This window comes from Fenollaria massiliensis, assembly GCF_000312505.2.
Classification (GTDB): domain Bacteria; phylum Bacillota; class Clostridia; order Tissierellales; family Peptoniphilaceae; genus Fenollaria; species Fenollaria massiliensis.
This window is the reverse complement of record NZ_HG326226.1, coordinates 163,484-178,563: the sequence shown is the minus strand read 5'-3', so window position 1 is coordinate 178,563 and position 15,080 is coordinate 163,484. Positions and strand designations below refer to the sequence as shown.

Sequence of the window (15,080 nt, the reverse complement as noted above, 5' to 3'; positions counted from 1 at the left end):
TTTTCCCTTAATTATAGCATAAAGAGACAAAAAAATCAAAGACCATTTATATATAGTCTTTGATTAATTTAATTTATTACTTATAAAATTTTGCTTGTGCTTCATACATCTCTCTATAATATGGCGAATTTTTTAATAGCTCATCATGTGTGCCAATATCACTCACTTTGCCATCTTTAAAAACTACTATCTTATCAACATTCTTGCATATACCAAGTCTATGTGTAACGATGATGGATGTCCTTCCCTTTGATATGTCTAGGAACTTCTTTAATATTTCGCTCTCTTGCATTGGATCAAGAGCCGATGTTGCCTCATCAAGTATAATTAGTTTAGCATCCTTATACATGGACCTTGCTATATCAAGCCTTTGCCTTTCGCCGCCAGATAGCTCTACTCCGTCAAAGTCTTTGCCAAGCCTTGTATCAAGTGAATGCTCTTTATATAATTTGTCTAATCCTACGTAATCAAGTAGCGACTTCACTTTTGCTTCGTCATAAGTTTCTTGCGATGCGATATGCTCAGCTATACTAAGATTAGTCTCTGTCCTTTCTTGAGGAACTATAGTGTAATCATCAAAACTTAATCCTCTTCCCTTTATATTTACTTTGCCAAAAGATATTTCTCCCATGGCGTCGTAAACGCCTGTCAAAGCCTTTGTAAATGTTGTTTTGCCTGAACCATTGTAGCCAACTATTGCCACGCTCTCGCCCTCATCTATACTTAAGCTTATGTCATGAAGACCGTTATCAGTCTTTGGATAAGTAAAGGTAAGTCCATTGACATCAATTTTGCCAAAATTTTCATCATAAGCTTTTTTCTCTTCACTGCTGTCCATAAAATTAAAGTAATCGCTTGCAAAAGAAATGTTTCTCGGTAAATTGCCGACAGTCATTATCATATCCTTACTTGAGTTTTGCATATTTTGATAAGCCATAAGTGCAGCGCCCATCATACCGATGAGTATCTTGCCATCGAAGGCAAGTTTTATCGTTATAATTATGGCGATGGAGAAGGCTATGACGCTTAGTATGTCGCAGAAAAGTAGTGACTTAGCATCTTTTAGTCTCTCATCAAAATATTTTTTACTTGTATCTTTAAATACGCTTTTATATTTATTTAAGAAAAAATTCGAGCTATTATATGATTTTATCTCCCTATTAGTCTTAGTATCTGTAAAAATGCTGTAGAAATAATTTAGTTTTCTCTCGTCAAAGGCTTCTATGCTCTTTAAATCATAAAAGGCTTTGCCGCGTATAAGTCTTGTGATTAGGTACGGTACTACTGTTAAGGCCGCTAGAGCAACTAAGTACGGGCTATAAGTCCAAAGCGTTATAAGTATCAAGATGACTTCAAGTCCTTGACCTAGTGCCATAGCAAGTAACCTAACTGAATTACTTAGCCTTTCGTCATCAACTGCACTAGCCGCTCTTTCTTCTATAGTTAAAAAATCTCTATCCTCAAAGTTAATTAAGTCTACCCTTGATAATTTTGCTGCCATCTCTCTATTTAAATAGCTACTAGTCTTTTCGAATAAATAGCCATTCATCGCTATCGCATATAAGTACTCAAGAAGTCTTTCAAGTGCTATGATAATTAAAAGCATGACTCCATATTTAATAAAAACGTTTATATCTGCAGCGTTTTTGATGTATTCATAGCCGCTTTGTATGATGTACATCGAGGCATATAGCTTTGCTGCGACAAAGAAGCCTGAAATTATATGGTAGATGAAGACATATATGCTCGCGATTGGTGTTACGCTAAATACTTTTTTAATTACCTTAGTCATTTTTTGCCTCCTTATACCAAGCCGCTTGCTCAGTGAACATCTTTGCATATTTGCCGCCCTTTTCCATAAGCGTTTCATGCGTGCCTCGTTCAATGAGCCTTCCCTTGTCAATAACTAGAACCTCATCAGCAAGCTTTGATAAGACAAGTCTGTGTGTAATAATGATTGCGCCACGCATCTTAAGCACTTTGATTATGTCCTCATACATCTTTGCTTCCATCATAGGATCCATAGACGCAGTTGGCTCATCAAATATCAGAAAATCAGAAGACTTTGAGATGGCTCTAGCAATTGCAAGCCTTTGGCTTTCGCCACCAGATAAGTATACGCCGTCATCTTCAAGCTTACCTAAATTAGTATTTGCATCATACTTATCAAGTTCCATTAAACTTAAATCTCTTGAAATATCCTTATCATCGCCAAGCAAAACGTTATCCTTTATACTAAGCTCATAATTTTGAAAGTCTTGATAGACTATCGCAAGCTCATTTGCTAGTTCTTTTTTTGATAAATAATATGGATCAGTACCATTGATCTTCACAGTGCCACTCGTTGGCTTATAAAGCCCCGCTATTAACTTGATTATAGTTGACTTGCCAGCTCCATTCTCGCCAACTATGGCAGTTACTTTGTTTTTGTCAATAGCTAGAGATAAATCATCTAAAACGATATTTTCACTTTGCGGATATTTAAAAGATAATTTGTCAAAAATAATTTTGTCGCCGCTCTTAATTTGCTCTTTGATTTCTTTTTCATCATAATCAAGAATATATAGAAGAGTTTCTGCTATGTAGCCAGAATTAGCTACGCTAGAGGCTTCATAAACAAAGTCCTCAGCCATATCCAAAGTAGTCGACGCAGATGTGATGACAGCTGTAAGCGAACCAACACTAATTGCTCTTTGAATTAGTTTTAATATTACAAAAAGTATTGCAAGTGCCATCCAAATTATGTTTATAAAAGAGCTAAGCAAAAGATATTTTTGACTTGCAATAGTCGTCTTAAGTCTTTCATCAAAAACAGCTTCAGAATATTTTTTAAACTTCTTAAGAAATAAAGATTTCATTTGAAAAACTTTTATTTCATAAATTGCATTTTTATCCTTTAAAATCCTTAATATATTTTCCATCTCACGCTCATTATGCGAAGTGTTTTCAAACATCTTGTTCATATTATTAACGGCTTTAAAGCTGAAAAACACATCAAGCGCAGCACTTATGATATATGCAAGGCCAAGATAAGCTGATATCGTAAAGAACACAAAGACAATACCCACTACCTTCACCACAATAGCTGCTATGGCTATGGATGAGTTAAAAAGTTCTATGACTGCCATATGAGGACGGTCTTTTACTTTGTTTAGCTTGTCTTGAAAACCAGTCTTTTCAATATCTTCCAAAGATATTTTATCTAGTTTATTCATTACAGCCGTGTTTAGATTGAGTTCAAGTTTTTGCTCAAGCTTTATATCTAGTATATTTCGAATGAACTTAGCTACCTCTCCCCAAGCAAATAAAAGTATTAATAAAATGACTGGAAATAAATTACGTTCTCCATGTACATAATTAAGAATCGAGTCGACAGCCATCGCCGTAGCGTAAATTATCGCTGGACTAACAAGAGCTGTGATTAAAGATTCAATTAGAATGAATATGTATGTGGAGCCTGCATGCTTGCGTACAAGTTTGTATGTGTTAAAAATTGCTCTCATATTAACACCTCCTTAGTAAAATTTATAAAATAATTAAAATACCCCCCCCTCAAACGAAGGAGAAAAAGTTTGTGGGAGGGTTAATATAATAAACTATTCACTGTATCAATCGTATCACTTTGCAAGCTAATTGTCAAGTCACTTTGTTAAAGCGATTAAATGTTTTGCAAATTAAATGGATGTCATTAATAAAAGACATCCATAAACATAGATTTTAAATTAATTAAATGGTTTTATCGCGAGTATCTTGCCATGCTTGATAAATTCATCAAGGCCTTCGTGGCCCCACTTATTTAGATACTCCTCTGTCAAGTCCTCTTCTACTATGGTAAATGGCATGAAGCCAACCTTTTCTAAAATTTTCTTCAGAGCCTCTGAAGTGATGGATCCACCTACTCATGTCGCGTGAAAGATGGGGTCAGCTAAGATATCATCAGGAAGCTTTTTTATCTGAATGATGTCACTTATCGAAACACGTCCGCCTGGTTTAAGCACACGAAATATCTCTTTATAAACCTTTTCCTTATCTTCAAGTAGATTGATAACACAATTTGATATAACGACGTCAAAGGTATTGTCAGGCAAGTTGATATCGTCAATGTCTGAGACTAAAAAGTCGGCATTGTCAAAGCCTCTTTTGTCGCGAATGAAATTCGCACGCTCAATCATTTCGGGTAGCCTATCAATCCCCACAGCCTTGCCAGTTCCGTGCATCTCACGAGCCGCCTTGAATACATCGACCCCTTTGCCGCAGCCAAGGTCAAGTAGCCACTCGCCATCTTTTAGCTTAGCATTTTGAATGGGATTGCCGCAGCCAAGACCCAAATCGCCGCCGAGCTCAATGTCCTCGTCAGTGTAGCCTAAGGAGTAGGCAACCGCTCTTTGCTTTTCCTCGTCCGAAACCTGATTGTCCTCGGCTATCTTTTTATAAAATTCATCAACATATTGTTTTGTATCTATTTTTTTCATATCATCACCATAGTATATATACCCAGAACATATTTAAAATATTCTATATGTTATATTGTTTCTTAATATTTATAAATTGTTCTTATGCAATCTCATGTGCTCTTCACTGCTCAAAAAGTCATTGTGACCTTCCTTGTCTTCATTCAAAAAGTGTTTGTGCTCGTGCTCATGTGTCAAGACATGTGTATGCGTATAACCATCATGTGTGTGAGTGATAGTATGTGTATGCAAGTGCGTATGCTTAATTAAGCAAGTGTCAATAACTACAAAAACTGTTCCCACTATCATCAAGATAAGCCCAACAAAATATGAAGCACTTAAAGCTTCACCATTGACCAGAAAACACAAAAACGTTCCAATAAATGGGGCGATTGCATAATAAGCACTAGTCTTAGCTGCGCCTAAATCTCTTTGACTGCGCACGTACAAAAATATGCTTAGTCCATAAGCCACATAGCCAAGCAAAAGTGCAAAGAAAGTATAGCGGATCTCAGGAAATTTCTCTCCTATAATTATGGATATGATTAAGGAAGCAATTCCTGAACAAAGTCCTTTTATGGTCACGATTTGATAAGAGGATTTGTTTGAAATTTTTCTAGTGCAGTTATTTTCAAGACCCCAAGACATAGTTGCCAGTATTACAAAAAGCGATCCATATGAAAATCTAAAAGATTCTTGACCCTCAAATGAAAGTATAATGCTTGAAAGCGTGATAAATACTATGGCAATCCATAAATTTTTCGACACATCTTCTTTAAAAAACACTAGAGCGATGATGCTTGTTGCAACTATCTCGAAGTTTCCTAAAAGTGATGCGTTTGCAGATGAACCTATTGATATACCTATCATTAAAAATATGGGTGCAATTACATCTAAGACCACCATAAGTATAGTGTATGTCAAATCATTTTTTGTAAGCCTCATGTCCTTATCCTCGTTTTTATATTTAAATAAATACATGATACCAACGCCGATGCCAGCTCCAAGGTAAAGGAAGGACGCCATGAATGTCGGCGAGATATTTTTTAATAAAACTTTTGAGAATGGCGTATTAAGTGCATAAAAGACGGCTGCTAATATCGCGCAAATTATTGCAGTGATTTTATTATTTTTATTCATCTAAATCTACTCCTATGTTTTTTATACTTATATTATAGCACAAATTTGCAAATAAAAATGGGGAGCATTTGCACAAATTTTTAATGCATTTGCTCCCCATAAATCTTTTATTTTGTTTTATTTATTAAAATAGTTTATTTACTCCGAACTAATTTTGCACTTCGATTAGCACTAACAGTCTACTCCGAGTAAATTTTGCGAAGAAAAGAAGAACCTGACCCATTTACAAAGCTTCGCTTTGAATGGGTACCCCAGAACCTTGGTGCTTCGCACTTGAGATGAATGGGACGAGGTGGACTGACGAAGTAAGTGATATATAAAATAAATCTAATACCCCGAGTAAATTTTGCCCTTCAATTAGCGCTAACAGTCTACTCCGAGTAAATTTTGCGAAGAAAATTGATGAATGGGACGAAGTGGAGCTTTGAGGCAAACGGAGTGTACGTACAAGTACTCGAGTATTGCCGAAAAGCGAACGAGTTCCAGTCGCAATTTTAACGCAAAATTTTATTCTTCTTCCTTATCGCCTTTTTCTTGGATTAGCTCCCTCGCTGCAATTCCCGGTTTAGTTAGTTGGAATGGGTTGAAGATTTCGTCTATTTCGTTTTGGTCAAGTATATTGTCTCTTAGTATGATTGAAGTAACTGATTCGCCTGTTTTAAGCGCTTCTTTAGCGATGGCTGCTGATTTTTTGTAGCCGATGTGTGGTACAAGGGCTGTTACCATACCTACTGAGTTATCAAGTAGTGCTTTGCATCTTTCTTTGTCAGCTTTGATGCCTTCAACGCAGTTCACTCTAAGTGTTTCGCAAGCATTGCCAAGTGTTTCGATTGATTCGAAAAGCTTGTAGAACATAACTGGTTCGAATGCGTTTAGTTCAAGTTGACCTGCTTCTGCCGCCATAGTGATGCACATGTCATTACCTATGATTGAGAAAGCAACTTGGCTAGCTACTTCTGGAATAACTGGGTTAACCTTTCCTGGCATGATGGATGAGCCGTTTTGTCTAGCTGGTAAAATTATTTCTCCAAAACCAGTTCTTGGACCTGAGCTCATAAGTCTTAGGTCGTTACTCATCTTTGACAATGTTATCGCGCAAGTCTTAATTGTTGCTGATAGGAAAGCCACTCCGTCAAGATTTTGTGTGCCGTCAATCATGTCATCTGCTTGTTTAAGCGAAAGTCCTGTCACTCTCGCAAGTGTTTCAGTAATATTGACATAGTAGTTAACATCAACGTTTATGCCTGTACCGATGGCTGTTGATCCCATGTTTATAACTTTTAGAACATCTCTTGCCTTTTTAATTCTTCTAATGTCACGGCGAAGAGCGCTTTGATATGCGTGGAATTCTTGTCCAAGTCTGATAGGTACTGCGTCTTGTAATTGTGTTCTGCCCATCTTGATAACGTCGTCAAACTCGATTGATTTCTTTTCAAGAGCATTGATTAAATCCATTAATTGGTCTATAGCCTTGTTAACAAGCTTAACAGCAGCTATCTTTCCAGCTGTTGGATAAACGTCGTTAGTTGATTGGCACATGTTAACGTCGTCATTTGGATGAACGTGGTCATATGTACCTAGGTCTCCGCCCATAAGCTCATTAGCTAGGTTAGCGATAACTTCGTTAGCGTTCATGTTAGCTGTAGTTCCAGCTCCGCCTTGAATTGCATCGCAAATAAATTGGTCGTGATATTTTCCTTCGATAACCATATCACAAGCCTTGGCAATGGCTTCTTCCTTTTCCTTAGACATAAGGCGTGATTGTTGGTTAGTGATTGCGCAAGCCTTTTTAATTTCTGCTAGAGCAACTATCATCTCTGGATGAATGTGTCTACCAGTTATATGAAAGTTTTCTTTACCTCTTAGACTTTGAACGCCATAATAAGCGTCTACTGGTACTTCCTTCTCACCAATAGAGTCTGATTCTATTCTTTTTTTGATTTCTTCCATGACTTACCTCCCGAATTTTAATTACATCATCATTTTAACACATAATCGAAAAGCTTGCAAGCGCTTAAGTCTGGGATTATAGACTAAATTTTTTAATTCATTAAAGTATTTGCAAGCTAAGTAAAAATATAATTCATTGTGACTTGAATCACAGTCTTTAAATTGATAAATATGAAAGAAATATTTTAATATTTTCAAAAATATTTTATAAAATTTTTATAAATGAATATATTTATATGAAATTTTTTTGCTCGAATAATTTTTTATAAAAAACCTCTTCGACTAGCAAAGAGGTTTGTGATTTTTAATTCTTATTTATTGAAAATTTTATAAAATCTGCAAATTTCGCAGAACAAGCGATTCATAAATTAATCACTTTATCCCAACTAATTTTGCTGGAAAAAGAAGAACCTCACCCACTTACTATGCTTCGCATAGAGTGGGTCCCGAGAACCTTGATGCTTCGCATTGCGATGATTGGACGTAGCGATTTTTTAATAACGCTATACAAAGTCACTCAAACGCTTAGTTCGCAGAGAAGTTGAGATGATTTTGCGTTGTACAGAATTTTTTGGAGTGAGGTGTGCAAGTGCACTCCGCAACGACAAAACAATTCGAAACTAGCAAAAGGGCTCAACTTAATGCGAAATAAGTCGAGCATTGCCGAACAAGCGAATGAGCGTAAGGGCGCATTTGAAGAACCTCGTCCAAAATGGACGAGACCCTTAGTGCTTAGCACAAACGCAAAATTTATTCGTCGGACAGACTTTGATACAGCTCAACATATTTCTCTGCTGTCTTTTTCCAGCCATTGTCAACTTTCATCGCGTTTTTCAAAATTCTATTAAACTCATCTTCATCTTGATAATATAATTTCAAGGCTCTATTCAGTGCCTCATACATTTCATTTTGGTCGATATTTTCAAAAGCAAAGCCATTGGCATGGTCTTTATCATCGTTATACGCAATGACGGTGTCTTTGAGTCCGCCAACTTTTCTAACTAAAGGAAGTGATCCATATCGCATGGCAATCATTTGTGCTGATCCGCAAGGCTCAAGCTCTGACGGCATCAAGAGTATGTCCGATGCTGCGTATAATCTTCTCGCTTCGTTCTCATTATAATAAATTCTCGCCGCCATCTTATCAGGATACTTTTCTTCAAGCTCTCTAAATTTTTCTTCGTAGCTCTTAAATCCAGTTCCCATGATGATGAAATTGCAATCAAGCTTCATCATCTCTTCAATCGCACCAATTACAAGCTTAATTCCTTTTGAGCGCTTCATACGGCTGATCATAATAACTAGAGGCTTGTCGCCATCTTTTTTAAGTCCATAATAGTTTTGAACTTCTTCCTTATTATATCTTTTTAATTTAAAAGCATTTACATCGTAATTTTTAAATAAGGCTTCATCTGTCATCGGATTATATTTTTCGTTGTCTATACCATTGACAATGCCGTGAAATTTATAGCTATACTCCTTAAAAACTTCTTCAAGTCCCTCTCCGAAATGTGGATCCATTAGCTCGTCTCTAAAAGACTTACTTATGGTAGTAACTATATCTGATGAGACAATACCTGCCTTAAGCATATTGATTGAATCGATGAACTCATAATTTTGATCCTTAAGCACTTCAAGATCTGTATCGACTATGCCAGCTATGATATTTTGATTGAAAACGCCTTGATACTTTAGATTGTGAACGGTGAAAACTGTTCTAATTCCTTTGTAATAGCTGTCGCTTTTCTTGTACTGCTTTAATAAAATCGGCACAAGTCCTGTATGCCAGTCGTTCGCGTGAATTATGTCCGGCTTAATGCTATAGGTCTTGATAAATTCCAAAACTGCCTTTGTAAAGAAGATGTAGCGCTTGGCATCGTCAAACTCGCCATATATCCTGTCTCTTTCGAAATAATCTTCATTCGCAATAAAAATATATTTAACGCCTGCTTCTTCGTATTTAAAAACGCTTGCGTAAATAATGCCGTCGCCCATCATGACTCCGTAGGATGACATGAACTCGACTTTTTCTTGATATTCTCTCTTTATTGGCTTGTGTAAGGGAATGAAAACATATACGTCGTTGCCCTCTTTGGCGACTTCTTGTGGAAGGCACCTCATTGTCTCAGCAAGTCCTCTTGTTTTAACGAATGGACTCACTTCTGCTGCTAAAAAAAATATTCTCATATTTATTCCTTCTCTATATATTCATTTTGTCCGAATGGATTTGTTCTTTTATTTATATATCCGTCTTGTGCTAGTCGTTCAAGTATATCCTTAAATTCTTCTGTGCTCATGGTGCCTACTGTCTTTTCAAGTCTAGCCGCTTCACGAGTTAGATTAAAATCGCTTATTGGAAGTATGTCTTTTATCTCTTCAAATACAGCCAGCATCCTATCTTCTGTCTCGCCCTTTAGTTCTAAGAATGGATTTACTTTGTCTATGGCTTTGGTGTCGGCAAAACGAAATCTTGTGAATATGGTTCTACCAAAGGAGGCTTCTGATATAAAGGCATCGCCTGTAGTTAAGTAAGGAAGCCTCTTTGCATCGTCTGAGCTGATGTCTGTCTCCTCTTTTATGGTACTTATGTCTGATTCTCTAACTGTTCTTAGTATAAATTTTGTATTGAGCTGAGCTGTGATAGTGTCATCAAGCAGCGTTATTCTTTGTGTTGCCAAAATTAAGAAGACACCGTATTTTCTTCCCTCTTGAGCAACTTCTTTAAGAATAGGTTTTGATGCACTCTCAAAGGCCTTCGGAGCAAAATTGTGTGCTTCATCTGTGATGATGATAAATGGTGGAAAGTAGTCTTCATCGTTTGTTCCGAGTAATTTCGCGTCCATATAGGCTCTTCTCTTATAATAAAATTTCTTAAGTATATATGATGAATAAACTTCTAATAATCTTGTCGATCCCTTTAATGAAATAAGTTTACCGCTTCTAAGCGCTGCCTCTAAAGCTTCCGAATCGCTGCTAAATACATTGTCCTGAACAAGTCTTCTAAATCTCCAGCTAATTCCCTTTAAGCTCGATGCATTTAATTTGCGGCTATATTTATTTTGGTAGCCTTGTAATCTTTTTATCCTATCTGCTTCGGCTGCATCGCCATTAAGCTCGGCTGTCTGCATATCCATCTTAAGAGCATCCTCAGTTCTATCAAGCGCTTCAAGTATTTCGCTTAGTCTAAGTCTAAATGAGTCAAGGCTCTCGCCCCTCTTAAAAACTTCATCAACTGAGGTATCCATCGCATCTGTCATTGCGCCAGCTGCGTTTAATAAATTTTTGAATTCGCCCACGTTTATGTCCTTAAAATCAACTCCAACGTCCTTACCAAGTAAAAAGCTTTGATATAGACTGCTGTAGTCACCTGCTTCATCATAAGTCTTTAGCTTAAAATCCATCTCATAGTGAGGGTCTAAAACTATAGTCGGTATCCTCTTTTTCATAAGCTCTTCGATAATTACTCTTAGAGCAAATGATTTACCCGAGCCAGAGCCACCAAATACACCGATGTGTGGGTACTGACTAAACTCACTCACATTGAAAATGTATGGAAGATCATTTTGATTTTTTCTCTCGCCATGCTCAAATGTATATACAATATTTTTTAGCTCTTCGTCAGCATGTTCATAAAGGTCATCAGTATTCTTGATAACTCCGAGAACTAAGCCATCTTTAGGTGATGACTTGATGATAAGATTCTTGATCTCGTCAAATTTTGGCACTCTAACGGAAGAGCCTGCCATGATTGGGTACATCGCTTCCTCTAAAAGCCTAAGTTTAGCTAAGTAGATGACTTCATTATTCACGTCATAGCCCAATTTATACAAGGAATCAATCACGCTTTGATCAACAAAATCATTTTCTTTTTCAAATGGCATGAAGCGATTGAAGGTATTTGCTTCAACTACCTCGCCTATATAATTTTTAACCTTGTCTTCAACGAGCAAAAACTCATTTATTCTAAAATTTCTCTCATTCGAGGCTAAATAAACCTCGCTTGTGCCTGTTAAACCTAAGACTTTCATCTAAAATTCCTCACTTCGTTAAAATATCTATCGTAAACATCCTTGTCAAGCTCCTTGACTAGAACCCTCTGTTTAAGTTCATCTGTAATTTTGACCTTCTTGTCAACTATATCTAAGATTATGGGTATGCCTCTTGAATCCTTTGGTGTCAGCATTATCATAGTTTTGAGTACATCCTTCATAGCATCTTTTTGCTCAGTCGATATATCTACGCCGATGGCATAAGGCTTCATCGATGTTCGAACAAAGGCACTCGTTATGCCTTCTTCAGCCTTGTTATTGATCTCGTCCTTTATGAGCATCGCCTCTTTATAATCAAGTAGCGAAAAGAGTATCTCTCTATCGTAGGCCTTCAAATCAAGCTCTTTACCAAGTATTGATGTCTTTATCTCCTCGATGACCCCAGCTAAAATTATTCCGCGCTCTATGCAAATTTTTTTAAGCTCTTCAAAATCTTCTTTACAGCTGATGATGTAGCGGATAAAACCGCCATCCATGAATATCATCTTAGGCGTTTCTTTCTCTAGAGCCTCGATTGTGACGCGCACCTCAAGTCTTGCCATCTCTTTTTTAACATACATTTCAGACTCAAATGAAAATTCATCCTCCTCTTGCACTTGTCCTTGCATTGGCGAGTATATAGTGCTCTTTCTGTGCTCAAAACCTTTCTTTGTCGATATCACAAGAGCGTCTATAACGCTTATATAGTGCGGATAAAGATTTCCTATCCTGTTAAGTGAGCCGTCCACAGCCCAAAGACCACCTTCATCAGCAAGCTTTTCAAGGTCTATATCGTCTTCTATCATATATTTATCTGCAAGACCGTTATAAATATCTTTCTTAAGACCCTCTCTGCCCCTCTTGTCTATGCCTGCGGACTTTTCTTTTATTAAATTATTTAAATCTCTCATCTTTATGAGCAATTCTTCGTACATCTTACTCTTCCTTTATCTCAAGCAGCGCCTTGTAGGCGTCATTCTTCTTAAAACCTAGTTCCTTTAACTTGTTTGTCGCATCCTTCATGCTTAGACCTTCGTCTATAAGCGCTCTTGCAGCTTCGTTTATGTCAATTGTCTCGCCATCATCACCGTCTTCAAGACCCGTAATGGTGATGACAAACTCGCCACGCGGCTCATTCTCTGTAAAGTGGGCTATGGCCTCGCTTATGCGCATATATAAATTTTCTTCAAAAACTTTTGTTAGCTCGCGGCTTATAAAAATCATTCTATCGCCATAAACTTCAAGCGCAGTATTTAGAAAGGCTATGAGCCTGTGAGGCGCTTCGTAGTAAATGAGCGGCATGGTATATGATTTGTAGATTTCCATAAATTTTTTGCGCTTAGCGTCCTTTTGAGGTGCAAAGCCAATAAAAGCGAAGTGACTAAGGTCTAGGCCGCTCGCCATCAGCGATGTGACAAAAGCTGTCGCTCCCGGTATGGCTGTAACGGTGTATCCAGCATCTCTTGCAGCACGCGCCGCAATCACGCCGGGGTCAGATATGCCAGGTGATCCTGCATCTGAGACTATGGCAATGCTCTTTCCTTCGCTCAAAAGTTCGATTATATATGATGATTTGTCAGTTTCGTTAAATTTGTGATAAGCAAAGAGCGGCTTTTTTATTTCATAGTGCTTAAGTAAAACTCCCTGTGTGCCTTGTATCCTCGCAAGCAATGTAATCAACAGACTTTAGTACGTTTAGCGCACGCAAAGTTATGTCCTCGTAGTTACCTATGGGTGTCGCGACTATATATAAAGTACCTTTATTCATTTCCATAGTAAATCTCCTTTACTTCGTCAGTGTAAGAACCATCATTGTTATAAACGATTAGCTCCTTCATGTAATCAAAACCCTCTTTTTCTGACTTTTCTAGCTCTAAAAGTATCATGTTCGCCTTTTTCTCTGCAAATGGTTTTATCGCTCTTAATTTTCTAAGATTGATTCCATATTTTTTAAAGCTTAAAATTATATCCACAAGCCTTGCTGGTCTGTGAACCATAAATATTTTGCTATATGGCTTAAGTAAATAGCTCGCAGCTCTTGCTATATCGTCCAAATTTAGTAAAAGCTCTTGCCTTTTGTAATCGCCAGAAGCTATGTTATCCTTTGGATTTAGATAAGGCGGATTAACTGAGAGGCTATCAAAAGTATTTTTTTTAAAATATTTTTCTATTTCTCTTATATCCACTTCCATAGCCTTGACTCTTTCATCAAGCTTATTTATCTCAATAGATTTTTTAAAAAGTTCTATCGCCTTATGATCAATATCAGCTCCGACGATCTTGGCATCACCATATAAATAGGCAAGCCTTAAAGCGACTATGCCGTTACCAGTGCAAAGGTCTATGTGTTTTTTCTTAGCCTTGGTAAAATCGGATAAAAGCACTGCATCTATGCCAAAAGAAAAATCATCTTTATCCTGATATATGTAAAAATTTGTACCCGATACTTGATCCATAAAAGCCTCCTTATAAATATTATATCATTTATTGTGATTAAAAACAAACAATTTTGGGTATATAAATAATGGTGATAAGATGCTTAAATATTTATTCTATGGCATAAACGTAATTTGCTTCTTGGCATTTGGATTCGATAAATTCAAGGCGGCAAGCGGTGATTACAAGCACAGAACGCCTGAGAAAGTACTTTTAGGGCTATCTCTGATTGGCGGAGCGCCACTTGGAGTGGTCTCTATGCTAGTCTTTAGACATAAGACGCAGAAGATTAAATTTTTAACTCTCATGCCTACCATGGCAGTGCTGTGGCTATTTATTTACAAAAAGTATCTGATGTGATACTAATCACTTGACAAATGGACATATATAAATTATAATTAAAATACAAGGGAGGGATAATGAATGGCTTACAAAATTAGCGAAGAATGCATAGCATGCGGACAATGTTTACCTGAGTGTCCAGTTGACGCTATCGCTGAAGGCGAAATCTACATAATAGATGCTGACAAATGCATCGACTGCGGACAATGTAACAGCGTTTGTCCAGTAGATGCCCCACAACCAAACTAGACATAGGGGAATCTCAAGGTCTCACATAGGTGAGGCCTTTTTTCTTGCGATTTTTTATAAATACTTTAAAATATTTTTTGTTTATGAAAATATTTTTGAATTATTTAAATCAAATGATTTTAAATTTATTTATATTTTTGAAAAGAAAAAGTCCATAGACATATCTATGGACTTAATTTATTAAATTATCTTCTATTTTCAATAGTGAACTTATATGTCTTACCCTCTTCGACCTTAAGTACTTTTAATTGTCTTTCTTTAAGTGGTACTACATATTTATCCTTTGGAAATTTAATCATGCTTGCTTCAACCTTTTTGTCACCAACAGATAAGTATATCTTTGCCTTAATAGCTCTAGTAAAATCAATTACCCCTTGACCTAGTTCTATGTACAAACCATTAGATGACTCAGATCTTATGACTTTTAACTCAAATTCTTTCATCTTGCGCTCCTTTCTTTTAGTCTTTGTATTTGACTTTCTTT

Annotated in this window: 14 protein-coding genes; 2 read left to right on the top strand and 12 right to left on the bottom strand. The window is 36.8% G+C overall.

What is annotated here, in order from left to right; all coding sequences use genetic code 11:
* Positions 1-76: 76 nt before the first annotated feature.
* The 11 genes from BN30_RS09035 to BN30_RS09025 form a co-directional block, all read right to left on the bottom strand.
* Positions 77-1,792: an ABC transporter ATP-binding protein gene (locus tag BN30_RS09035; RefSeq protein ID WP_019214333.1), complete on the bottom strand. Its 1,716-nt coding sequence runs from the start codon at positions 1,790-1,792 to the stop codon at positions 77-79.
* Entirely contained in the window at positions 1,785-3,503 is a 1,719-nt protein-coding gene (locus BN30_RS04555) for an ABC transporter ATP-binding protein (RefSeq protein WP_019214332.1), read from the bottom strand. Before BN30_RS04555 ends, BN30_RS09035 begins: the two co-directional genes overlap by 8 nt.
* 396 nt (positions 3,504-3,899) lie before the next feature.
* Positions 3,900-4,472 (bottom strand): methyltransferase domain-containing protein, encoded by a 573-nt coding sequence (locus tag BN30_RS04545; protein ID WP_019214330.1) that lies wholly within the window; start codon positions 4,470-4,472, stop codon positions 3,900-3,902.
* Between the two features lie 69 nt (positions 4,473-4,541).
* Complete coding sequence (locus BN30_RS04540; protein WP_019214329.1) at positions 4,542-5,591, bottom strand: DMT family transporter; 1,050 nt, start codon at positions 5,589-5,591, stop codon at positions 4,542-4,544.
* 507 nt (positions 5,592-6,098) lie between these two features.
* Entirely contained in the window at positions 6,099-7,541 is a 1,443-nt protein-coding gene (locus BN30_RS04535; protein ID WP_019214328.1) for an aspartate ammonia-lyase, read from the bottom strand.
* A 750-nt stretch (positions 7,542-8,291) separates the two neighbouring features.
* A complete protein-coding gene (locus BN30_RS04530; protein WP_019214327.1) occupies positions 8,292-9,728 on the bottom strand; it encodes a glycogen synthase in 1,437 nt (478 codons plus the stop codon).
* A 2-nt stretch (positions 9,729-9,730) separates the two neighbouring features.
* A complete protein-coding gene (locus BN30_RS04525; protein WP_019214326.1) occupies positions 9,731-11,569 on the bottom strand; it encodes an ATP-binding protein in 1,839 nt (612 codons plus the stop codon).
* Positions 11,566-12,504, bottom strand: a complete 939-nt coding sequence (locus BN30_RS04520) for a DNA double-strand break repair nuclease NurA (protein ID WP_019214325.1) — start codon at positions 12,502-12,504, stop codon at positions 11,566-11,568. The genes BN30_RS04525 and BN30_RS04520 overlap by 4 nt, the downstream gene beginning before the upstream one ends.
* A 1-nt stretch (position 12,505) precedes the next feature.
* On the bottom strand, positions 12,506-13,240 hold the full coding sequence (gene rsmI / locus BN30_RS09030; RefSeq protein ID WP_195890970.1) for a 16S rRNA (cytidine(1402)-2'-O)-methyltransferase: 735 nt from the start codon (positions 13,238-13,240) through the stop codon (positions 12,506-12,508).
* On the bottom strand, positions 13,200-13,343 hold the full coding sequence (locus BN30_RS10395) for an SAM-dependent methyltransferase (RefSeq protein WP_084691366.1): 144 nt from the start codon (positions 13,341-13,343) through the stop codon (positions 13,200-13,202). The genes rsmI and BN30_RS10395 overlap by 41 nt, the downstream gene beginning before the upstream one ends.
* Entirely contained in the window at positions 13,330-14,025 is a 696-nt protein-coding gene (locus BN30_RS09025; protein WP_019214324.1) for a tRNA1(Val) (adenine(37)-N6)-methyltransferase, read from the bottom strand. Before BN30_RS09025 ends, BN30_RS10395 begins: the two co-directional genes overlap by 14 nt.
* A gap of 79 nt (positions 14,026-14,104) precedes the next feature.
* On the opposite strand from BN30_RS09025, the gene BN30_RS04505 reads away from it, so the two are divergent.
* Together BN30_RS04505 and BN30_RS09850 are read left to right on the top strand one after the other, a co-directional pair.
* A complete protein-coding gene (locus BN30_RS04505; protein WP_019214323.1) occupies positions 14,105-14,365 on the top strand; it encodes a DUF1294 domain-containing protein in 261 nt (86 codons plus the stop codon).
* A gap of 63 nt (positions 14,366-14,428) precedes the next feature.
* Positions 14,429-14,596 (top strand): 4Fe-4S binding protein, encoded by a 168-nt coding sequence (locus tag BN30_RS09850; RefSeq protein WP_019214322.1) that lies wholly within the window; start codon positions 14,429-14,431, stop codon positions 14,594-14,596.
* 185 nt (positions 14,597-14,781) lie between these two features.
* Here BN30_RS09850 and BN30_RS04495 read toward each other — a convergent pair whose 3' ends face one another.
* The gene (locus BN30_RS04495) at positions 14,782-15,039 is read right to left on the bottom strand and encodes a hypothetical protein (protein ID WP_019214321.1); all 258 of its coding nucleotides are present in this window, start codon (positions 15,037-15,039) and stop codon (positions 14,782-14,784) included.
* Positions 15,040-15,080: the final 41 nt, after the last annotated feature.

What these genes read in the sequence shown, in the direction of transcription:
- BN30_RS04545 (WP_019214330.1), bottom strand. Translation starts at nt 4,472, where the DNA reads ATGAAAAAAATAGATACAAAACAATATGTTGATGAATTTTATAAAAAG.
- BN30_RS04530 (WP_019214327.1), bottom strand. Translation starts at nt 9,728, where the DNA reads ATGAGAATATTTTTTTTAGCAGCAGAAGTGAGTCCATTCGTTAAAACA.
- BN30_RS04540 (WP_019214329.1), bottom strand. Translation starts at nt 5,591, where the DNA reads ATGAATAAAAATAATAAAATCACTGCAATAATTTGCGCGATATTAGCA.
- BN30_RS04535 (WP_019214328.1), bottom strand. Translation starts at nt 7,541, where the DNA reads ATGGAAGAAATCAAAAAAAGAATAGAATCAGACTCTATTGGTGAGAAG.
- BN30_RS09850 (WP_019214322.1), top strand. Translation starts at nt 14,429, where the DNA reads ATGGCTTACAAAATTAGCGAAGAATGCATAGCATGCGGACAATGTTTA.
- BN30_RS04495 (WP_019214321.1), bottom strand. Translation starts at nt 15,039, where the DNA reads ATGAAAGAATTTGAGTTAAAAGTCATAAGATCTGAGTCATCTAATGGT.
- BN30_RS04525 (WP_019214326.1), bottom strand. Translation starts at nt 11,569, where the DNA reads ATGAAAGTCTTAGGTTTAACAGGCACAAGCGAGGTTTATTTAGCCTCG.
- BN30_RS04555 (WP_019214332.1), bottom strand. Translation starts at nt 3,503, where the DNA reads ATGAGAGCAATTTTTAACACATACAAACTTGTACGCAAGCATGCAGGC.
- BN30_RS04505 (WP_019214323.1), top strand. Translation starts at nt 14,105, where the DNA reads ATGCTTAAATATTTATTCTATGGCATAAACGTAATTTGCTTCTTGGCA.
- BN30_RS04520 (WP_019214325.1), bottom strand. Translation starts at nt 12,504, where the DNA reads ATGTACGAAGAATTGCTCATAAAGATGAGAGATTTAAATAATTTAATA.
- BN30_RS09025 (WP_019214324.1), bottom strand. Translation starts at nt 14,025, where the DNA reads ATGGATCAAGTATCGGGTACAAATTTTTACATATATCAGGATAAAGAT.
- BN30_RS10395 (WP_084691366.1), bottom strand. Translation starts at nt 13,343, where the DNA reads ATGGAAATGAATAAAGGTACTTTATATATAGTCGCGACACCCATAGGT.
- BN30_RS09035 (WP_019214333.1), bottom strand. Translation starts at nt 1,792, where the DNA reads ATGACTAAGGTAATTAAAAAAGTATTTAGCGTAACACCAATCGCGAGC.